Source organism: Oscillospiraceae bacterium, from assembly GCA_009780275.1.
In the GTDB taxonomy this organism is placed as follows: domain Bacteria; phylum Bacillota; class Clostridia; order Oscillospirales; family UBA929; genus WRAI01.
On record WRAI01000037.1, the window covers coordinates 1 to 19,990 of the forward strand.

The following is a 19,990-nucleotide window of genomic DNA, read 5'->3' on the forward strand; positions in this document are numbered from 1 at the left end:
CCCAACTTTGGGTTTGATACACAGCAGCTGCTTACCGGCATGGTACGCATGTTGCTGGATGTTGACTGGAAACAGCCGCCGGCAGCGACTGCGCATGCGTTATTGTTAGCATAGTAATTCAAACAAAAGCCTCGCACATTATTGTGTGGGGCTTTTTGACAGCTTATCACCGCACCAATCCTTGACATCCAAGAACATTTGAAGTATTATTTAATGTAAACCAAAAGAAAGAGAAGTACACAATATGCTAATCGGATGCGTTAAAGAAATCAAGCGTTATGAGGACCGCGTAGGGCTAACGCCCGAGAATGTAAAGCAATACACGATCGAAGGACATACCATATATATCCAAGCCGGTGCGGGCGAAGGTTCAGCCTTTTCTGATAAGGCATATCAAGCTATGGGCGCAATTATTTTGCCTACTGCTAGAGAAGTTTGGCAAAAAAGCGAAATGATCATAAAAGTCAAGGAGCCACTGTCGGAAGAGTACAACCTTTTGCAAGAGGGACAAATCCTTTATGCCTATCTGCACTTAGCTGCAAATCGCCCTGTAACAGAAGCGCTTTTGCAGAAAAAGGTCAAAGCCGTTGCCTACGAAACCATCGAAGACAAGGCCGGCAGATTGCCGCTTTTAAAGCCGATGAGCGAGGTTGCGGGCAGGTTAAGCATCCAAGTTGGCGCGCGCTGCTTGGAAACGCCAATGGGCGGCATGGGGTTGCTCTTAGGCGGTGTGCCGGGCGTAAAGCGAGGAAATGTTGTCATTTTGGGTGGTGGCGTAGTGGGCATCGGCGCTTGCAAGATGGCCATCGGGCTGGGCGCAAATGTCACGATACTGGACAACAACATGGAACGGCTTGCCTATTTAGATGATTTGTTTGGCCAAAACATTCAAACCTTATACTGCACGCCAATCACCGTAGAGCAAGTTTTGCCCGATGCTGATTTAGTCATCGGCGCCATTTTGGTGCCTGGGGCCGCTGCAGAAAAACTGATTCGGCGAGAGCATCTCAAGCGTATGAAACCAGGCAGCGTCATTGTCGATGTTGCTGTAGACCAAGGCGGCTGTTGCGAAACCACACGGGTCACTTATCATGATGACCCGACATATATCGTAGACGATGTCGTGCACTACTGCGTCGCCAACATGCCGGGTGCAGTGTCAAGAACATCTGCCATCGCATTGACGAATGCGACCATTACATATGGCACGCGCATTGCAAACCTCGGTTTAGAAGCTGCCGCCCAAAGCGACCCCGCCATTCAATTAGGCGTAAATTGTTATGACGGCCATATGACTTATAAAGCTGTGGCAACAGAGTTTGACCTACCCTACCGTAATTTGCTGGAGCTGATTTAAGGATAATTGACACAAAAATAGCCGCTGAAAGCAGTTTTACTTCTACGGCCTCTCTGTTACTCGCATTATATCCAGCAACCATCATCTGTCAACGATTTCTGCAAAAAAACAAGGGACGCTTTTGCGTCCCTTGTCAATAGAAAACCTAATTTACTTCAATTCGATTTTCGCGCCAGCTTCTTCGAGCTTCTTCTTCAATTCTTCGGCATCATCTTTGCCAATGTTTTCTTTTACGTTGCTCGGTGCGCCGTCAACCAGTTCTTTAGACTCTTTCAAACCAAGGCCGGTCACTTCACGTACAACTTTGATGACTTCCATTTTCTTTTCGCCAATTTCGGCCAAGACAACGGTGAATTCGCTCTTTTCTTCAGCAGCTGCGCCGTCTCCGCCGCCTGCTGCTGGTGCAGCCATCATTGCCATAGGAGCAGCAGCACTGACACCAAATTCTTCTTCCAGCGCTTTGACCAGTTCCGATGCTTCCAGCAACGTCAAGGCTTTGATTTCTTCCATGAGTTTTGTAACTTTTTCAGACATTTTGTGTGTTCTCCTTTTGTTATGTGTTTTTAATAGTTATGCAGATTTCTGTTCTGCAATCGCTTGAATGACAACGGCTAGTCCACGCATATTGGCTTGAACGACATTTGCCAAACCACTTGCGGGCGAATTGACAGACCCAAGCAATTTCGCCATGAGTTCTTCACGGCTCGGCATATCGGCCAGTTGCTTCACGCCTGCTGCGTCAAGGGGTTTTCCTTCAACAAAACCAGCCTTGATGCTAAACGCATCTTTGGTCTTCACGGCATACTCTTTCAGCACTTTGGCGGGCGCGACAGCATCGGTTGTGCTTGTCGCTAACGCCGTTGTGCCGGATAGCACGGCGGACAATTCCGCCAAATCCGTGCCTTGCACGGCAAAGTTCAACAGCGTGTTTTTCACTACGTTGTACTCAACGCCGGCTTCACGCAATTTGCGGCGCAATGCCGTATCATCGGCAACATTGATGCCTTTGTAATCGACCAAAACGCCGGCCTGTGCGCCATCAATCCGCTCTTTCAACGCCGCGACAACGCCTTGCTTTTCGGTGAGTACCTTTGCACTTGGCATATTTGCTTTACCTCCTATAAAAAATTCCTCGCCCTCCCATTAGAGAAAGACAAGGAAACACAATCATCGTGTCACACCTCGACCCTCTTACGATTGGTCGCATAAGTTGCGAATGACGAAAAAAATGCTATTTTCATCTTTTCACACCTTATCCTCCCCGTTCAAGAGTTCGGCGCATATCCTTATCCTCGGCATGCGGTGCGTTCGGCACCATTATCACATCTGTGACATGCTGTCTTAGGGCAAGCTTAACTACTATATCACGAGTAGAGAGCATTTGTCAAGCCTTTTTTCAAACTTTTATCTCAATCCCCATTTCAAACAATCGATACATTGGGAAATGGAAACCATCGACAGAAATCTGTCCCTCGTGCACCGATAAATTTCCATGCAAATCGACTAAAAACGGACTGCTGTTCAAGTTGGCAAGCACATCTTTCATCGGACATTGATACTGTCCCGCGCGCAGTATCTCCCCTACCCTGCTTTCGAGTTCCTTTTCAGTAATACCTTTTGCTTGCATATCGGCGTAAAAGTTCAGAATATCGCCCACTTCTGTTTCGATGTAGTCTTTTACGGGGAAATAGCCACCTGTTTTGTAGCTGCAATCCTTGACGAAGGCGAAAGTCATGCTTTTGATAAATTGCTCATCTGCTTCGGCACATGATTGTCCTTTTCTTAAATGTACAAACCGCGTCATAGCCTGCGTCAGCGCGATACCAATAGCGTTTGCCGAAGTATTCCAACAACTAAATCCCAGTGGCGTCAGCATAGGAATGCCGCGCTCAAGCATGATTTGCCCAAGCCTGCCGCGCCGATGCCCGTGCACACAATCAGCAATAGCGGTCGGAATGCCGCGCGCGGTGTTGGCCTGCAGCCGGTCAAGCAAAGCGTGGCAGTGCGCGTCAAAAGCGCTTGGGTCGGTGGGATTGGTCAGTACCAAAAAGCTAAGATGCGGGTGATTCGGAACGGCAACCATAGTCGCCATCGTGTCCAAATGCGTCTGCACACTGTGGCGCAGAGTACTGTAATCGAATTCGTCGCCGACATCATCTTCACCGCCGCCGAAATATTCCATGGCAACAGGCACGGGGCTATCTTTTGCAATAATGGTGGCAATGCACATCAAGCCCAACTCATCGGTTGCAGGCAGAATAGCGGCATTTTCTCCCACATGTTCTTGTATGTATGCCATTTCGTTGGTCTGAATCGTTGCCTTGGGCGCGGAGTCATCAACGCCCATATAGAGAAATTGATAATCACCGCGTCCGCCGCCGGTCAGCAAATAGTCATTCAGCCGCAACTGCCGCGCACGCGCGCCGTGATAGCGATCGATGACAATGTCCGGCAGTTCTGATGCAACGACATTGCCGTTTTCATCCAGCGGATAACCGTTGATGATATTGTCCACGGTTAAGCTATCGCCACATAATGCAGCACGTGCCACGGAACCATAAGCCCGCAATCCGTCGTATTCAACCCAACCATACCCCGCATACGCGCCCGTCGAAGCCAGCCGCATAACGGTGTCAAAAACATACACTTTTTTGTGGCGTGACAACTCGGCAATGGCGTCCAACGCGGCGTATTCAGCCGTCAAGTCCTCATCGTATATATAGCGTGCTGCCGCCAGCCCACCTGACAGTAACAAGTCCAGCGAAATAATAATGTGTTCACAGTGCACCGCGTCGTTGTGGAGCCAATGCAGCAGCGCATCAATACGCTCCTGCCGCGTGATATTCGGCAGAGGCTGCCCATCCAGGCGTATCATATAGAGTTCTTTGTCCGGCATAAGTAACTCTACGCCTGCCGACCCTGCCAAATAAATGGCGCGGTCAACGCTGACAGGGCGGTCATCGAGGGGGATGTAGGCGATTTGCATACGTGCTTCCTCCGGTATGTATGGGGTTTCAGAAAATGCTTATTTCTGCTTATACTCAATCGTATACGACCTCGCTGTTTTCCAATCGTCTTGTTCCATACCAGCTTTTTCGTAACAACGGCAAGCGGCGATATTTTCACTTCCTGTCGGCACAGAGCTTTCGCGAAAGCCATTTTCCTTCGCCCAATTAAGTACAAATTTCATAAACTCTGTACCGTAACCCTTGTTATGATAATCGGGGTGAATATCAACGCCATAAATATAGAATTCTTTTTCTGCCTCATCAATCATTGTAAGCGAATACCCGAAAATGCAACCAATCACTTTATTGTCCAGAATGGCAACAAATGCGATATTTTGCTTTTCATTTAGAAAAACTTTAACTTGCTCCGGATTATGTTTGTAACTGTCCTCGCGTTCATCACCTGGATTATATTGTGTAAACATTACTTCTAATTCAGGAATGTGTTTTTCTTGCAGGTGTTCAAAAGTTAAGCCCATAACTATTCCTCGCTTCCAATGCTCCTAATATAAAGTTTCTACCCCACACCATCATCACAAAATATTCCTAGCCGCAAACCGCTCCGCTTCCCGCAGCAAATACAACTCCTCACGCAATGTCAGTGCCGTCCTGTACGCCTCTTTCTCCTGCTCACTAATCAGTCTCGGCAATGTCTTCATGCCAATCGCCACAGGCTCGTACAACTGATGCCGCGCAAACAGCGCGTAAAAGCCTTGTTTACGCCGCCAGCGTTTCGTGATGGATTGCATCAACGTTTCAGCCTGCGCCCAGTCGTCATCCTGCAATGCCACTGCCACTTGCGCCATATCGCGCTCCAATGCCTCAATGCCACCTTGCAGATTGACATGCACCACCACACAAAACAACGCCGTCAACCCCAACACAACGATACATATAATGCCTCTCATGCCGTCACCGCTTCATCAAAGGCCTGCAAAAAAATGTTCTTCTGCTCATCAACTGTCATCAGAAAAATATCTTTCACACCGCCTGTTACACCGCGTAACCGCGCCTGTTCGACCACCCAACCGCGGCTGAGTCCGAGTGTCTGCAAATTGCCGTCTTGCCAACGCCCGTCGCTGATGACGATGACGGGTAATCCTGCACCCGCTTTCTGCCCCGACAATTCCGAAGCTGTCGGTGGACGCTGGTCAGCATACAGCATAACCGACATCTGCCCATTGGTCTCCAAGATAGCATATTGCACCATCGCCAAATCGGTCACATTTTTTAGCCGCAGCGACTCGATCAGCTCATTGGTGTTGATGTTGTTCTTCTTCAACTGCCGGCGGTCAACCCGCCCGTCATGCACCAAAATGCTGGGGTTGCCCACCACAATTTTGCGCAGCTTGATGCTCTTTGTCATGACATAAGAGACCAGCATGCTGACAACCAAAATCGTCAGCACCGGCACAAATCCTGCCAACAGCGGCACGCTCAAATCTTGCATGGGAATGGCAATCAACTCACCGATTAAAATCGTCACGACCAACTCCATCGGCTCAAGCTCGCCAACCTGCCGCTTGCCCATCACGCGCAACCCAACGGCAACAACAGTATATAAAATCAAAGTCCGTGTCAATGAAATCAGCATGCCATTAGTATGGCAAATTTACACAGAGATTATGCCAAATCCGTCGTCACAACCAAAAACATCGCCGTACCGCCAATGGCTTTATGCCCATGCGGCTTGCTCGCGTCAAAATACACGCTGTCGCCTTGCTCTAACACCATCTGCCGCCCGTCATAAAAAAACTCCAATTTACCTGCCAGCACAAAATTAAACTCCTGTGCGTCACGCGTAATCATGTCGGGTGTCTTGTCCAGCGGTTCAAGTGTAACCAACATCGGCTCAAACGCCCGACCCTTGTAGTCTTGCGCCAACTGCTGAAAGCAGTAATCAACATGCCGTGCAGTAAACTTCCCCTGCCCGTGCCGGACAATAGTGAGGTTGTCCATACGCGCCGGCTGCCCCGTCAGCAACTCGGCCATATCCATCTTAAACATCACCGACAGCTGATACAACACAGCAACGGGAATGTCAACGCCCAAATCTTCATACTGACAATATGCTGCCATCGGCACGCCGAGCGTTGCCGCCATATCGCCTTGTGTTAAATCACCGCGCTCACGCAGTTCGCGTATGCGTTCACCAATTTGCTTCATAAAATCTCTCCCTACCCTCTTTCATAAAGAGGGTGCGATATGTCGCGTTGCCATACGTTTTCTTATCATACCACATCAACAAAAAAATTTCAACCGACCGCGTATATTTATTTCCCCAACTGTCAATCCTACCCATTGAATACCAAAATCGAAAGGAGCTGTTCATCATGGCGAAAAACAAGGACAAACAAAAGAAAGAAAAACCCAACAATGCCGGCAGCACTTCAATGGACAACAAGAACCCCGGCACATCAAACAAAAACGGCTAACACTACACAGCAAAAAAGAGGAGCAAAAATGCTCCTCTTTTGGCGTTATGATTACCTAAAATCATACGGCGCAAAAAACGCAAACTCTCCGGCTACTGTATTCGGTGGAGGCCCATATGTTACCCCAAAAGTCTCGCTCACCAAGCGAAGAATAACATTCATGCCAGGTCTAAGCCTAAGCTCGGGATTGATAGGTGCCGCGCCTGCACTTGGAGCATCCCGCCAAACCACCGACGGCGGCATCCAATGCGCCCTGCCGCCAAAGAGACCATCGGAAGCAAACTCGCGCACAAGATACACTCGCTGCCCGTCGTCACGCTCTATCACATCCTCTACACGCACAAACGTCTCCTTGGCATTCAACTCACGCCAAGGCGTGGGCTGCGGCGGTGTTGGATGCACTAATATCGGCGGCGTATACTCAGCCGGCATAGGCTCAGGCATCACCAGCGGTGTTTCAGTCGGCGGATGTGTATACATCGGCTCTCGCGGACTGACAACCTCACCCGGCACCCGCGTAACCTCCGGGAAATTTACCATATGACGCGTGCCGATAAAGAAGTCGCCTATCACCAACCCCTCATTAGTCGTCAAGTTCGACCAAATACGAACTTCCGTAATCGTCAGTCGCGAATTTTCCAACATGGCAAACGTCGCTTCGCCGTCGAATGACCAAGAAGCAATCTGCCGTATTGCGTCATTTAGATTAAAGCGCCCGTGGTTAAAATTGCGGTCAAAACGCCCCCATTCATCACTAAGCTGCTCCCATTCCACAAAGTCATGCGCTCTGACAGTCATGATATTTCCGCCTTCATCCACTACGTCAAGCCCAACAGACCATGCCGCGTTCGACATAGTGCCTAAACCGCCCGAAAGATAAATATAATATTCATTTTTCATATCCAACACAATATCAGGCCACAGCGTCAAATGTGTACCATTAATGCCTAAATCCCGATTGGTAGACAGGTGCAGTTGTGGCGGGTAACTGTCAAGTATGGCAAACTCAAAAAAACCGGGAGCACCTTCTCCCCAAATCATAGGCAACAAATCATGCGCCACGACAAAATCGTCCCGCAAGCTCGGCTCGGACTGCGGCGCAACCACTCGAAACTCGTCAATTGCAAACCACTCACCCACCGGCATATTCGACCAAATGCGGATTTGCGTAATCGTCAACCTTGACAAGTCGGGCGCGTTCATAAGACGCCAGGAGAAGTTATCTCCAAAGTCATCCAGGCTAAACGACCCGTTTCTAAACGTGCTGTCAAAGTCGCCCCATGCAACATTATAGAAGTCGCCCCACTCGGCATCCCGGCCTGGCCCCCAGTCCAGCTCGCTGCTGCGAATGGCAAACATTTCGCCGCGCGCGTCCATAAATTCAAAGCCAACCGCCCAACTAAATCCCTCGGGAAATTCTAGCGCACCAATATGAATGGTTGAGCCTGCACTGACAGGAATATTAACATGCAGCTCAACATGGCTGCCACCTTCGTTCGCCGTATGTGTGCCTACACCCATAAGAAGCTGCCCACTTCGATACGGCCAGTCAAGTTCTTTGAATGTCCCGCGCCAGCCGCTCGGAAAGGCCCTAAACAGCTCTTGTATCAAGTCAACTTCAACAACTTGCGGATGCGCCGACGCCCCCTCCTCGCGCCAGTCATCTTCGGGCGAGCCTGCAGTAAATCTCATATTGTTCCCGTCACCGCCATAAATCACACCAATCACAAAAGGAACACAAATCAACAACGCCGCGATGCCGACTGCACAGGCTACCACTTTGCCCCATCTGAAACGCGACCTTTCACCAGTTTGTGCAACCGGCGAGAATGTCTGCTGCACTTCAGTCGCTTTTTCCGGCGTTTTATGCTCAGATTTTTGCCTTACCGACTGACCTGATAAAACGCTGGCCTTTATGCGTTCAAATGAAGCACTATCAGGCGTAACCTTATCCCATGACGCAATAATTTTTTCACTTTTCAATGGAACGCACCTCCCAGTTTTTCACGCAGAATCCCCCGCGCCTCATGCAAATGATTTAATATCGTCGATTGTTTTTTGCCCAGCATTTCGGCAATCTCGCGGCTACTGTATCCCTCATAATAGTAGAGATACACCGCAGCCTTATGCCTATCCGGCAATCTCATTACAACTTGCAATGTTTCATCAACTTCTACATTGTTTTTGCCTGTCAAATTTTCATAGTCATCCAAATTCTCGCGCTTTCGCCACCAGCTGCGCAGTACGTTCTTGCAGACGTTTGTGGCGACTCGAATAAGCCATGCCTTTTCGTGTTCCTCACCGGCAAAGATCACAGATGTATTCATCAGTCGAATAAAGACATCCTGCACCGCGTCTTCGGTATCACTCGGGTTCTTCATATAAGCAAAGCACACGCGGTAAATTCTCTCTTTATGTCGCTGATAAATGTCGGTCAGTTCTTTATTCGTCCGCATCAAAGAATTTCCTTTCGCTTTCATTGCTAATACACACCACCACGCCAAAGTATCGGCTAATTTCCAAAAATATTTTCCCTGACTCACTTCGACAATTCCCACACCATGCTTGCCTTATAATACAAGCAGAGCTGCCGAACAGCTGCCTGCTGATTTTGGAGCAGGCGGCATAGGGCGTGACAGGAGTCCCCAATGAACCAAGCCGCTACCGTCATCTACATAGACACATTGTTCACCCTCAACGCTGTCGTCAACTACCTTGTTTTGCTCACGACCGCAAAAATTTGCACATTGGCCATCAAGCGTTGGCGGCTGGCCGTCGCTGCAGGTGTCGGCGCATTGTATGCCGTTATTGCCTTTATGCCGCGCATGGGTTTTGTCAGCGCCTTTGCCTTGCAAATCGCCGCAAGTGCCGCCATCGCCTGTATCGCGTTCGGCATACACAAGCGTACCATACGAGCAGGCTTGACATTCTGGGCAGTCGGCTTACTCTTCGGCGGATGCGTCTATGCCGTCAATATTTTAACCGGCCAACAGGCCGGCATGATGATCAATAACGTGCCATATGTACACATCAGTGCGCGAATGCTGCTGCTCACAAGCGGATTTTTCTACGTCGTGCTGACTCTGGTCTTCAAGGGCGCAGCTCTCACGCGACGACACGGCGGCGCAAGCGTCACACTCGAATGCGGCGGCAGATCCGTCACGCTGAAAGCTATGCACGACAGCGGCAACACACTGACCGACCCCATCAGCGGCACAAATGTCCTAATTGCCGACAGTAAGGCATTACGTGCGCTCTGGACATCCGAAATATACTCATTGTTGACGCCCGACAATCTGTGCGACCCCACCGCCGTAATGCTCACTCTCGATGTGCTGAAATTACCGGCAAAATTTCGGCTCATTCCCTACAAAGCCATCGGCACTGACAGCGGCCTTTTACTCGGCTTCAAACCCGATAAAATCATCATAAACGGCACAGCAAGTGACACTTTTGTCGCACTCTCCCCCACACCAATTGAAAACGGCAACTACTCCGCCATTGTGAATCTGACATAACAGGAGGCGCACTATGCACCCATCAACATCAATTTCAATATACCGAAAGCTAAAACTCGACCTAGCCCTGTGGGCACGCGAGTTATTAGATAGACTGGGCATCCGCCCATTAGACGACGTCTTTTATATCGGTGGCAGCGACACCCTTCCACCGCCATTGACGAAAGAGGAAGAAGCGTATCTAATCGGCGGTTACGCCGAAGGCAAAGAAAGCGTCAAACGCCTGCTGATTGAACATAACTTGCGCTTGGTCGTGTATATCGCGCGGCGGTTTGAAAACACCGGCATCAACATTGAGGACCTAATCAGTATCGGCACTATCGGGCTAATAAAAGCCATCAACACATATAAGCCCGACAAACAAATCAAATTGGCAACCTACGCCAGCCGATGCATTGAAAACGAAATCTTGATGCACCTGCGCAAAAATGTCAATATCCGCAATGAGGTATCGCTCGACGAGCCGCTCAACACCGACTGGGACGGCAACGAACTGCTACTCAGCGACATTTTAGGCACAGAGGCTGACACTGTGCTGCGCCCGCTGGAAGACGATGTCGACTTGCAACTACTCAAATCGGCCATTAACCTCCTCAACGAGCGTGAGCGCGAGATCATCTCCATGCGCTTCGGCCTCAATGGCCATGAAGAGCATACACAAAAAGACGTCGCCGACGTCATGGGCATTTCGCAGTCCTATATCTCACGCTTGGAGAAAAAAATAATCACGCGGTTAAGGCGTGATATTACGAGGATGATGTAGCAAAAACATCGCAAAACCGCTGTACACGAGGCGTAACAACCGTAATATCCTACACATCGAAATCAATCCGCACAACATGCAAGCCTTTTTCCAGCAAAACGCGCAATTCATGGCCTGGCATGTTTGCAACAAACCCCAAATATTGAAACCCATATGCTTCCACAAAGGCAAGACGTTCCGCCCAATCAATGACTTCGGCATTTTCCCAGATGCCAAGGCCGGTCAAAAGATCTGCGTCGGCCTGATTCTCCGCAAGGAATCGCAACGTCTCAGTGAAGATAACTTCACGTTCCCATAAACCGGTGCGCCAATACATGGTTTCAGCGTAGGGCGATAAAAAGAGTTCCTGATGCCGCGCATGCATTCGCGGCGCAGTGCCATGCCACCAGTTAAAAACGCTCCCCTCAGTTCCCAAGCAAACATCAGTCGAGTCATGGCTTGTTTTAATGGCTGGCCATACCATGTGGAGTCTTCGCGCAGTAAAATCGTCTATATCGTCGGGTGCGTCCCAACCAAAGAAATAATAAAACTGCTCGGCAAATGCGACACCGTCCACCGGTTCATCAAAGCGCACCCATGCGATGTAGGCCTGGTCATCGTCAAGCATGCCCCATACGTCCAATGAACCATCAAGGAATAGGCTCTGCGGTGCAGTCAACATACCTAGTTGCAAATAATCATCGTACTCATTAAGCGTTACACCACCGTTTTGACGAAAGTCAATTGTGCCGGTGCTCTGCACGGAATTAATCGAGTCTGCACGCGTATAAGACCACCGGGCAAAAGCGAAATCCATTGATGGCCGACTGCTATCAGGTTGCCACATAAATGACCACGATACAGCTGGCGACGTCAACAGCGTTATGCCGTTAAAAAGATTCTTTGCATGACCCGGTTCGTGCAAAGAATGATTATAGAGCTGCCTATCTGCAATCCGGCTCACAGCAAAAACGACGACAATTACCGCCGCTACGGCAATCGCTGCACCGGATAGCATCCATTTTTTCATACAGCCCTCCTTTTAGCTACTCCCCACCCAACCACTTACAGGCCTTCTCCACCGCCTGTTTGTCAAACGGCACATCGGCATTGCGGTGGTCAAAGCTTTTGCAAAAACCCGACACCGCTTCCTCTAATGCAACCGAACGCCGTGCCGCCGCGTTCATCACCGCACGGCAAAATTCCGCGCCATGTTTTTTGCCGAGTTCGCGAACAGCTGCGCCGCACAAGACATTGGCATGCGGCATACAGAAACCTTCAATGGTGTCAAACTTACGCGCAAATTGCTGCTCTTTACGCCACAAATGTGCGATATTAGATGCCAACGCCTTTTGATAACTCTTTTCGCGCTCACATAAATAACAACTATCTTTGTGGCTTTCAATGCCTTTTTCCGGTTTTTTGTTGATTTCCATCAACAAACTCTCCAAAATCAAGGCAAAACTCAATTTATTCGGGCGAGCAAACATGCCTTGCAAGTGTCGTTGACAAAAGCCTTTTTTGTTGGTTTCCACACGCACATCCGGCTCCATCATTGCCGCACCTAGAATATATTCATACAACTCGTCGGCACGCTTGGTAGTCAAGCGGCAGATAGGGCATCCGTCCGTTTGGTCGAATGCCTCGTTGATTTGGATGGTATAAATCTGCTCTTTCATAAAATAAAAGATATTGCAAAAGCATTTTCAACCTGCAGCCTGTCATAACGGGCAAACAACTTCCGATCGATAAATGCGTTTTTCAATATGCCCCCCCTTATCTAATCCACATCTAATCCACGCTCAAACTAAAAGGCCAAATACGCAGCAGCATCCGCCCCAGCACCCAACGCTCATCCACCAACCCAATGCCCGGTTCACGGCTGTCAGCACTTCGGGGGCGATTGTCGCCCATCACAAAGAGTTTCCCATCGGGAATGGTCAGCCCGCCGCGCGGAATTGTGCCGTTGTGGTGGTGATGCCAACTCAGCCCTGTTTCCAAATACGGCTCATCTAACCGCACAAATTCGTTGCTGTCACGCTGCTGTAAGTAGACAGCCATGCCATTATCAGTCTCACGAATGTCAATGGTATCGCCGCCCATGGCAATCACGCGCTTAACCATCGGAACAATTTGACCATCGTTATTCACCCGACCCGGCTGGGTAAAAACAACAATATCACCGCGCCGCGGCGTATAAAACATATTGGAAACCAAGATATAATCCCTGTCCTGCAAAGTTTCTTGCATGGATGGCCCCTCAACGGTAATCATCTGCCCTGCAAATGTAAACAATAAAACAACAACAATCCATGCCGGGACTAAGGCTTGTGCCCAGTCGAACAGCTCGCGGCGAATGTCCTTTTTTTCAGGCTCTTGCATTTCCACGCCCTCAGGCATTTGCTCATGAATTTCGCTCATGTTCACACCTCCAACGCATTTTTTAACTTTACACTTACAGGCGCGAGGCGAGAATATTTCGCCGCGCGCCTTATTTTAATTTGTGCTTATGACTCGCCTAATCTTAAATATCCTGTTTCAATCTCGCACGCTTACCCACGCGGTCACGCAAGTAATATAGTTTGGCACGGCGTGTTTTGCCGTGGCGCACAACTTCAATTTTAGCAACATTGGGCGCATGGATGGGGAAGACTTTCTCAGCTCCCACACCATACGAAATACGGCGAACGGTGATCGATTCGTTGATGCCGCCGTGTTTAATGGCGATGACCGTGCCCTCAAAAACCTGAATACGCTCACGCGCACCCTCTTTGATTTTGACGTGCACTTTGACTGTGTCACCGATAATTATTCGGGGCAGGTCTGTCTTAAGCTGTGGCTCCGCGATGGCTTTCAGTAAATCCATAGTTTGCTCTCCTTGTATTCCGCATTCGTACCAAAACAAGCGTTGGCATAGGAACACAGTTGTTTAACCTGGGTATAATATCATACTTTTGCAGGAAATGCAACCCCTAAGTTATGTTGTTGACAAATTTCTACAAACTTGTTATAATCTTAGCTATACAAAAGGGAGTAGCTTACTCATGTAACATCGTCACCACGCGGCAGACTGTCGACTTTCGTCGTAGGCGAAACGTCAGAAGTCCTAGCTGCCGGTGTTACAGACACAAGGCTGTCATGTTGAAATGTTTTTTCAACACTTCGCAGGTGTTTAGCAAGACTTTTGCCATTTTTTTGGCATGGGTTTTGTTTTTTTATTGCCCGGCCACATAAAGGAGAATGTACTCATGGAATGCTATCAACAATCGCCGCAAGACATCTTCACCGCACTGGAATCGATCCCGCAAGGCTTATCAAGCGTTGAGGCGGCCAAACGATTGGCACAAAACGGCTACAACGAGCTGCAACAAAAAGGCAGAGCATCGCTCCTGTCGCTCATCTGGGCGGCATGGCGTGACCCTATGATGTTGATTTTGGCAGCCGTTGTCGTCATCAAAATCGCGTTGGGCGAATGGGTAGACGCCGGCGTTATCTTTGCCGTGCTTGCCATCAACTCCGTCATCAGTGTGGCGCAAACACGCAAGGCCGAAGGCTCGTTGGAAGCCTTGCGCAACCTCAGCGCACCCACGGCAAAAGTCAAACGTGATGATCACCTGGTTGTCATTCCCGCTCGTGAGCTGACCATTGGCGATGTTGTAATTTTAGAAGCCGGCGATTTCGTGCCGGCAGATGGGCGTATTATTGCATGTAACAGCCTGAACGTTGACGAGGGTATTTTGACGGGTGAATCGGTGTCAATCGAGAAGCAGGATGGTATTTTATCAAGCAGCTTCTTACCACTTGGCGACCGCACGAACATGGTATACAACGGTACCATTGCCGTGCACGGCCGTGCTGAATTCGTAGTCACTGCCACATCATTTCAAGCCGAAATTGGCAAAATCGCGCAACTCATCGAAACAGCACAGGAACGGCAAACGCCTTTGCAGCGAAAGCTGAAACATTTCAGCAAGCGGCTGGGGTTGGCAATTTTAGCATTATGCGCTGTCATCTTCACCGTGCAAGTCGTGCGTATTTGGGTAGACGGCGGCGAATTGCAGCACGGTATTCTCAACGCATTTATGTTCGCCATTGCCGTCGCCGTCGCCGCCATTCCCGAGGCGTTGAGCTCAGTTGTCACTATCGTGTTGGCAAGCGGCACAAAGAAAATGGCCGCCCAGCACGCCATCATCCGCAATCTGCCTGCCGTTGAGGCGTTGGGCAGCGCAAGCGTCATTTGCACTGACAAAACCGGCACGCTGACGCAGAATAAAATGACCGTCACGGACAGTTTTCTGCTGACTGACCAACAGCCACTCTTAAACGCCATGGCACTCTGCAACGATGCCACGCTTGATGCAGACGGCGACCTGATGGGCGAACCGACCGAAACGGCGTTACTCAACTTTTGTGAAAAATCAGGACAAAGCGTAGAATCTTTGCGCACGCAATACAAGCGGCTGTCGGAGTTGCCGTTTGATTCCAAGCGCAAATTGATGAGTACAGTACATGATTTGAACGGGCTGGCAATGCTCACCAAAGGCGCGCCCGATGTGCTTTTTACGCGATGTACGAATGTGCTGGTCGATGGGCAAGTCGTGCCGTTTGATGCTGTTATGAAAGCGCGATTTGAAGCCGCTAACGAACAGTTCAGCCGTGACGCGCTTCGTGTATTGGCGTATGCCACAAAGGCAGTAACGACGACGGCGCTCACGCCTGCCGATGAGCAAGGGTATACTCTTATTGGCCTTACCGCTATGATTGACCCGCCGCGTGAGGAAGTGCCGGACTCCATTGCTTTGGCAAAAGCGGCAGGCATTAAGACGGTCATGATTACCGGTGACCATAAGACAACTGCCTATGCCATCGCCAAACAAATTGGCATCGCCGAAGAGGGTGATGTCGCCGTCACAGGCATGGAGCTGGATTCCATGTCTGACGATGACTTGACAGACAATCTCGAAAAAATCTCTGTCTATGCCCGTGTGTCGCCGGAAAATAAAATTCGCATTGTTAAAGCGTGGCAGACCAAGGGGGAAATCACCGCTATGACGGGCGATGGTGTGAATGACGCACCTTCGCTCAAACAAGCCGACATCGGCGTTGCCATGGGCAGTGGCACCGAGGTTGCCAAGGACGCGTCAGCAATGATTTTGACTGACGACAACTTCGTGTCCATCATCAACGCCGTTGCCATCGGGCGCACGATTTTTGATAACATCAAAAAGACCGTCGGCTATCTGTTTTCCGGGAATTTGGGCGGCATCATCGTCATTTTGTTCGCGCTCATCGCCAACTGGGATATGCCGTTAACGGCATTGCAAATCCTCTTTATCAACCTCGTCAACGACGCTCTGCCCGCCATTGCGCTTGGGCTGGAAGACGGCGAGCCCCATGTCATGAACCGCCCGCCGCGCGATATGAACGAAGGCATCTTTGGTAACGGGCTCATCGGCAGCGTCGTCACACGCGGCACACTCATCGGCAGCGCCGCCATCGCAGCACAATGGCTCGGCACAACCTTATTCTCTGCGGAAATCGGCAGCGCAATGGTCTTTACCACATTGATTTTCGCCCGCACATTGCAAATTTTCTCCTCGCGCTCTAACACGCGCAGTATTCTGCAGGTCAAGCTGTTCGGCAACCGCTTTGCGTTTGGCGCAATGGTGGTATGCTTTGCCCTGTATGGACTGACAGTACTACCGGGCGCGCGGGGTATATTTGGCATTGCGCCGACGTTTGGCTGGCAAAATTTCGGCATTGCGGCAGGGCTGGCGTTGAGTTCTGTGGCGGCGATGGAATGCGTTAAGTGGCTAAAAAGAAAAAAGACCGCATGGATATAGTGAAAAAAACACCTGCCGCGTTTTGCCGCAGGTGTTTTTTGTAAAAATGCTTATTTTGCACTCTCATCAGCTTCCATTTTCCAAACATACGACCGCCAGAGTAATTCAGACCATAAATCCAATAAAGGCTCTTCATATCTGGGCATAACCATTTCATCAACAGGTAATTTTTGGCCGCCTAAGTATTGCTGCAGCCATAACAGTCGCCCTTTCATGACATTCATTGCGGCGCTATTTATACTTGCTTCATGCTTTGTTAAAAACGCCAGCAATCCAACCAAAACATGATGCGCGCCCTGAAGCCTGGCAAAGTGATATGGCCTTGTCATAATTGAATTTTCGCGAATGCGGTATCGTATCAATTTTTCATTTATAAAAGACACACGTTGGCATAGCAATAGAGCTTGCGGAGAAAATAACACGCTTTCATGCAATATACCAACCTTAAATGTTAGGCCATGGTCAAGCAGATATTTTCGTTCAATCAGTAGCCGCCATGCATCTAAGCGCAGTATAGTTTCCTCAGGTATCATACACAGGAAATCATCACCCTTGTAAACATCAGGGAGATCTAAATTCGCGCAAACACCTTGCTGGAACCCCGAAAATTTGCTTTGCAGCTCTTTGTTTTCGTAGATAACCGATGCATTAAACATTACAATTTGCGAATTTGTACTTGATGCTCTGTCATACAGACACTCCATCGCGTTTAGCTCCAGGATATCGTCGCTGTCAAAAAAGTAAACATACTCGCCGGTTGCATGGAAAAATCCCGCATTTCTTGCGGCTGATAAGCCTTGGTTTGCCTGGTTGATAATTGTAATGCGTTCGTCTTTTTGCGCATATTGCTCTAAAATTGCCGGCGTGTTGTCCGTTGAGCCGTCGTTTACACAAATGATTTCTATATCCGTCAGCGTTTGATTGATAACGCTTTCGATAGCTTCAATCACATACTTTTCGACATTGTAACACGGCATTACGATGCTAACTTTTAAGGATTGTTTCATAAGAGCACTTCCTTCGCACCTAATATAAATTTCACTATTCATTGACACGCCATCGGCGGTGTTGATTTTACTTATTAGGCGTTATTATCGACAATGATACACTTCTGCAATTCCATCAACTTTATTACATTTTTCAAATTTTCACCCTCGGGGCTGTAAAAATGAAAAACATCATTACACACATTATCATATTCTTTCCCGAAAACGCTTCGGCGAGTTGGTTCACCCCCTTGACTTCTGCAACCGCCGCAATCAAAACAATTTTTTATATTGTTTTGAGCAAACTCTTTTAAGTTATTATCGATCGAATAACTTTCATGCTCGTATACATCACGATTATTCCGCCAGCACAAGATAAACCATATACCCATCGAATTGTCATTGCATTCTTGGTACATAACCAAACATGAATACTCATCCGCTAACTTAAAAACTGCACTTGGATGATTTTCATTCAGTTCGCACGTTCTGCCGCTTTCATGCAAATAATCGACAAAATTTAGTGCGTCATTTAACCTTTCACCGCTAAGAGTTTCATTGAGTTTCATTTTGATTTGTGAGTAGGCGTTTATTTGGTCAACCATTTTTAATTCTCCCTTATGTTTAATTATAGAATTTATTTTCAATTGCTTTTGCAATATAATCTCTTCGTGCCAATATTAACTTCTTTATCATTTCCAGCGGAACTAAACCAACAGGTTTAGTCGCAATGTATTGAGGTCTATGCAGCGTAAGCTCCTGCATATTATCACCGCCAAACTTATAAAGTGTCATAGCCACACATATCTTTTCATACTGTTTGCCTGCCACTTCGGCACTCCTCCCCGGAGAGCAGTTTGCGTGGTTTGTATTGCAATGTATGCATTTTTGGCTTAATCTTTCCGTGAGCATATCAAAGATTTCATTAGGTTGCCCCTCTAAGTATACATCAAAATCATTCTTCAACCATCCAACAGTAATAACTTGAATGTCAATATAGTTTGCTATATCATCGTTGAAATCTATGTGACCGACATCTTTACCCTTATGTTTCATATAAAATCTGATAATGTGTGGTTGGGCGCGCAATATGCCCCGCCATGGCGTGGTGATTTTTTCCTGTTTCAAGAAGTTAAGGAATGCTTCAAAGTCGTTTGCAAAATTACTATTTAATTTATCTCTTGCGATTTCGTTGATTTTTGGTTTGTCTAACATATCTCATTCTCCTTTTCAAAGGATAAGTTCCATTTCTTTTGGGGCACACGGCACGAAATTCCCCACATAATACCTGCCGTCATCCCAAGGTTGCGGGTTTGAGAGATAGCCAACAGGGAAAACTTGTGCCGTCCATTTCCATGATTGTTCGTTATAATCCGCCAACGCCAAGGCATCAAAGGTTGGTTTGCCGGATTTTGCGTAAAACACATTATGAACTTGATCGAGGCGTTTTACACCTTCAATGTCACCGCTTGCCCAACCTTGGGCTATTGTCGTAGCTTCGATGTCGTGGTATTCCATGCCCATAGGGACGGGCGTATCAGGCTTCATAAACTTGCCGATTGTGTAGCACATCAGCTGATTTTTATCGTCATACCTATCCCAGGTGAAAAGAGAGTGGTAATACTTTTGGTCTGAGATATACTCTGTCATGTTGTCGAGCGTTTCAAAAACCCAATCACACAAATGCCAGCTCGCACGCTCAATCGCAATGGACGATTCTTGCCACGCACGCGTGTAAATGCTCTTTCCGATAAATCTATATGGGCCGAAATTTTCAATGATTTCAAATTTGTCTAATTTTACGTCTACATTATTTTCTATACATTCCACCGCTACGCTCGTCAAACGCTCGTCAACTACATCTGACGTATCGAGTAGCTGCTCAATATTGGTGTTCTCTTTTGTCAATGATGTTTCAATTTCATTCGCTTTGGCAAACAACATTTTTACATCAGCGTCATTGTGAAAATCGACCTGTCGCATTTGTCGTATGAATTCCAATACGATTTCTTTCAGTTCATGTAACAGTGCTACTTCGCTGTCAATGTCATCTACTTTTCTGTCCAACACAGACAACACAGCTTCGGAATTTTTTGCCGAA

General features: G+C 48.3%; 21 protein-coding genes. 4 read left to right on the forward strand and 17 right to left on the reverse strand.

All coding sequences use genetic code 11. The annotated features are described in order from the left end of the window. Positions 1 to 244 precede the first annotated feature (244 nt). The gene (ald, locus tag FWE06_09610) at positions 245 to 1,357 is read left to right on the forward strand and encodes an alanine dehydrogenase (GenBank protein ID MCL2547416.1); all 1,113 of its coding nucleotides are present in this window, start codon (positions 245 to 247) and stop codon (positions 1,355 to 1,357) included. A 150-nt stretch (positions 1,358 to 1,507) separates the two neighbouring features. Here ald and rplL read toward each other — a convergent pair whose 3' ends face one another. From rplL to FWE06_09655, 9 genes are all read right to left on the reverse strand, one after another. Then, positions 1,508 to 1,891 carry a 50S ribosomal protein L7/L12 gene (gene rplL, locus FWE06_09615; GenBank protein MCL2547417.1) on the reverse strand — a complete coding sequence of 128 codons (384 nt, stop codon included), beginning with the start codon at positions 1,889 to 1,891 and terminating at the stop codon, positions 1,508 to 1,510. Between the two features lie 36 nt (positions 1,892 to 1,927). Beyond that, the gene (rplJ, locus tag FWE06_09620; protein ID MCL2547418.1) at positions 1,928 to 2,461 is read right to left on the reverse strand and encodes a 50S ribosomal protein L10; all 534 of its coding nucleotides are present in this window, start codon (positions 2,459 to 2,461) and stop codon (positions 1,928 to 1,930) included. Between the two features lie 292 nt (positions 2,462 to 2,753). Beyond that, on the reverse strand, positions 2,754 to 4,343 hold the full coding sequence (locus FWE06_09625) for a DUF4127 family protein (protein ID MCL2547419.1): 1,590 nt from the start codon (positions 4,341 to 4,343) through the stop codon (positions 2,754 to 2,756). A 39-nt stretch (positions 4,344 to 4,382) separates the two neighbouring features. Next, positions 4,383 to 4,844, reverse strand: a complete 462-nt coding sequence (locus FWE06_09630; protein ID MCL2547420.1) for a GNAT family N-acetyltransferase — start codon at positions 4,842 to 4,844, stop codon at positions 4,383 to 4,385. A 54-nt stretch (positions 4,845 to 4,898) separates the two neighbouring features. Then, positions 4,899 to 5,273, reverse strand: a complete 375-nt coding sequence (locus tag FWE06_09635; GenBank protein ID MCL2547421.1) for a DUF4363 family protein — start codon at positions 5,271 to 5,273, stop codon at positions 4,899 to 4,901. Continuing rightward, positions 5,270 to 5,935, reverse strand: coding sequence for a DUF421 domain-containing protein (locus FWE06_09640; protein MCL2547422.1), 666 nt, complete (start codon positions 5,933 to 5,935; stop codon positions 5,270 to 5,272). Before FWE06_09640 ends, FWE06_09635 begins: the two co-directional genes overlap by 4 nt. 53 nt (positions 5,936 to 5,988) lie before the next feature. After that, entirely contained in the window at positions 5,989 to 6,531 is a 543-nt protein-coding gene (locus FWE06_09645; GenBank protein MCL2547423.1) for a cupin domain-containing protein, read from the reverse strand. 320 nt (positions 6,532 to 6,851) lie between these two features. Continuing rightward, positions 6,852 to 8,783 (reverse strand): hypothetical protein, encoded by a 1,932-nt coding sequence (locus FWE06_09650; GenBank protein ID MCL2547424.1) that lies wholly within the window; start codon positions 8,781 to 8,783, stop codon positions 6,852 to 6,854. Then, a complete protein-coding gene (locus FWE06_09655) occupies positions 8,780 to 9,256 on the reverse strand; it encodes an RNA polymerase sigma factor (GenBank protein ID MCL2547425.1) in 477 nt (158 codons plus the stop codon). The genes FWE06_09650 and FWE06_09655 overlap by 4 nt, the downstream gene beginning before the upstream one ends. 192 nt (positions 9,257 to 9,448) lie before the next feature. Between FWE06_09655 and FWE06_09660 the strand changes: the two genes are divergently transcribed. Both FWE06_09660 and sigE read left to right on the forward strand, forming a co-directional pair. Then, positions 9,449 to 10,318 (forward strand): sigma-E processing peptidase SpoIIGA, encoded by an 870-nt coding sequence (locus FWE06_09660; GenBank protein MCL2547426.1) that lies wholly within the window; start codon positions 9,449 to 9,451, stop codon positions 10,316 to 10,318. Between the two features lie 13 nt (positions 10,319 to 10,331). After that, the gene (gene sigE / locus FWE06_09665) at positions 10,332 to 11,081 is read left to right on the forward strand and encodes an RNA polymerase sporulation sigma factor SigE (protein ID MCL2547427.1); all 750 of its coding nucleotides are present in this window, start codon (positions 10,332 to 10,334) and stop codon (positions 11,079 to 11,081) included. A 49-nt stretch (positions 11,082 to 11,130) separates the two neighbouring features. Here the strand turns inward: sigE and FWE06_09670 are convergent, their stop codons facing one another. The 4 genes from FWE06_09670 to rplS form a co-directional block, all read right to left on the reverse strand. Beyond that, the gene (locus tag FWE06_09670) at positions 11,131 to 12,090 is read right to left on the reverse strand and encodes a hypothetical protein (GenBank protein MCL2547428.1); all 960 of its coding nucleotides are present in this window, start codon (positions 12,088 to 12,090) and stop codon (positions 11,131 to 11,133) included. A gap of 16 nt (positions 12,091 to 12,106) precedes the next feature. Further along, positions 12,107 to 12,739, reverse strand: coding sequence for a DUF6062 family protein (locus FWE06_09675; GenBank protein ID MCL2547429.1), 633 nt, complete (start codon positions 12,737 to 12,739; stop codon positions 12,107 to 12,109). A 112-nt stretch (positions 12,740 to 12,851) separates the two neighbouring features. After that, positions 12,852 to 13,481 (reverse strand): signal peptidase I, encoded by a 630-nt coding sequence (gene lepB, locus FWE06_09680; protein MCL2547430.1) that lies wholly within the window; start codon positions 13,479 to 13,481, stop codon positions 12,852 to 12,854. A 103-nt stretch (positions 13,482 to 13,584) separates the two neighbouring features. Continuing rightward, entirely contained in the window at positions 13,585 to 13,926 is a 342-nt protein-coding gene (gene rplS, locus FWE06_09685; protein MCL2547431.1) for a 50S ribosomal protein L19, read from the reverse strand. Positions 13,927 to 14,308: 382 nt separating this feature from the next. On the opposite strand from rplS, the gene FWE06_09690 reads away from it, so the two are divergent. After that, entirely contained in the window at positions 14,309 to 16,903 is a 2,595-nt protein-coding gene (locus FWE06_09690) for a cation-translocating P-type ATPase (protein ID MCL2547432.1), read from the forward strand. A 50-nt stretch (positions 16,904 to 16,953) separates the two neighbouring features. Here the strand turns inward: FWE06_09690 and FWE06_09695 are convergent, their stop codons facing one another. The 4 genes from FWE06_09695 to FWE06_09710 form a co-directional block, all read right to left on the reverse strand. After that, the gene (locus tag FWE06_09695) at positions 16,954 to 17,910 is read right to left on the reverse strand and encodes a glycosyltransferase (GenBank protein ID MCL2547433.1); all 957 of its coding nucleotides are present in this window, start codon (positions 17,908 to 17,910) and stop codon (positions 16,954 to 16,956) included. Positions 17,911 to 17,984: 74 nt separating this feature from the next. After that, on the reverse strand, positions 17,985 to 18,548 hold the full coding sequence (locus FWE06_09700; protein MCL2547434.1) for a hypothetical protein: 564 nt from the start codon (positions 18,546 to 18,548) through the stop codon (positions 17,985 to 17,987). Beyond that, the gene (locus FWE06_09705) at positions 18,514 to 19,104 is read right to left on the reverse strand and encodes a hypothetical protein (GenBank protein ID MCL2547435.1); all 591 of its coding nucleotides are present in this window, start codon (positions 19,102 to 19,104) and stop codon (positions 18,514 to 18,516) included. Before FWE06_09705 ends, FWE06_09700 begins: the two co-directional genes overlap by 35 nt. Before the next feature lie 15 nt (positions 19,105 to 19,119). After that, positions 19,120 to 19,990 (reverse strand): hypothetical protein (locus FWE06_09710; GenBank protein ID MCL2547436.1); only part of this gene is annotated, 871 nt, incomplete at its 5' end.

Excerpts from the sequence above, each read along its gene's own strand:
- ald (MCL2547416.1), top strand. The coding sequence starts at position 245 with ATGCTAATCGGATGCGTTAAAGAAATCAAGCGTTATGAGGACCGCGTA.
- rplL (MCL2547417.1), bottom strand. The coding sequence starts at position 1,891 with ATGTCTGAAAAAGTTACAAAACTCATGGAAGAAATCAAAGCCTTGACG.
- rplJ (MCL2547418.1), bottom strand. The coding sequence starts at position 2,461 with ATGCCAAGTGCAAAGGTACTCACCGAAAAGCAAGGCGTTGTCGCGGCG.
- FWE06_09625 (MCL2547419.1), bottom strand. The coding sequence starts at position 4,343 with ATGCAAATCGCCTACATCCCCCTCGATGACCGCCCTGTCAGCGTTGAC.
- FWE06_09630 (MCL2547420.1), bottom strand. The coding sequence starts at position 4,844 with ATGGGCTTAACTTTTGAACACCTGCAAGAAAAACACATTCCTGAATTA.
- FWE06_09635 (MCL2547421.1), bottom strand. The coding sequence starts at position 5,273 with ATGAGAGGCATTATATGTATCGTTGTGTTGGGGTTGACGGCGTTGTTT.
- FWE06_09645 (MCL2547423.1), bottom strand. The coding sequence starts at position 6,531 with ATGAAGCAAATTGGTGAACGCATACGCGAACTGCGTGAGCGCGGTGAT.
- FWE06_09655 (MCL2547425.1), bottom strand. The coding sequence starts at position 9,256 with ATGCGGACGAATAAAGAACTGACCGACATTTATCAGCGACATAAAGAG.
- FWE06_09660 (MCL2547426.1), top strand. The coding sequence starts at position 9,449 with ATGAACCAAGCCGCTACCGTCATCTACATAGACACATTGTTCACCCTC.
- sigE (MCL2547427.1), top strand. The coding sequence starts at position 10,332 with ATGCACCCATCAACATCAATTTCAATATACCGAAAGCTAAAACTCGAC.
- FWE06_09670 (MCL2547428.1), bottom strand. The coding sequence starts at position 12,090 with ATGAAAAAATGGATGCTATCCGGTGCAGCGATTGCCGTAGCGGCGGTA.
- FWE06_09675 (MCL2547429.1), bottom strand. The coding sequence starts at position 12,739 with ATGAAAGAGCAGATTTATACCATCCAAATCAACGAGGCATTCGACCAA.
- lepB (MCL2547430.1), bottom strand. The coding sequence starts at position 13,481 with ATGAGCGAAATTCATGAGCAAATGCCTGAGGGCGTGGAAATGCAAGAG.
- rplS (MCL2547431.1), bottom strand. The coding sequence starts at position 13,926 with ATGGATTTACTGAAAGCCATCGCGGAGCCACAGCTTAAGACAGACCTG.
- FWE06_09690 (MCL2547432.1), top strand. The coding sequence starts at position 14,309 with ATGGAATGCTATCAACAATCGCCGCAAGACATCTTCACCGCACTGGAA.
- FWE06_09695 (MCL2547433.1), bottom strand. The coding sequence starts at position 17,910 with ATGAAACAATCCTTAAAAGTTAGCATCGTAATGCCGTGTTACAATGTC.
- FWE06_09705 (MCL2547435.1), bottom strand. The coding sequence starts at position 19,104 with ATGTTAGACAAACCAAAAATCAACGAAATCGCAAGAGATAAATTAAAT.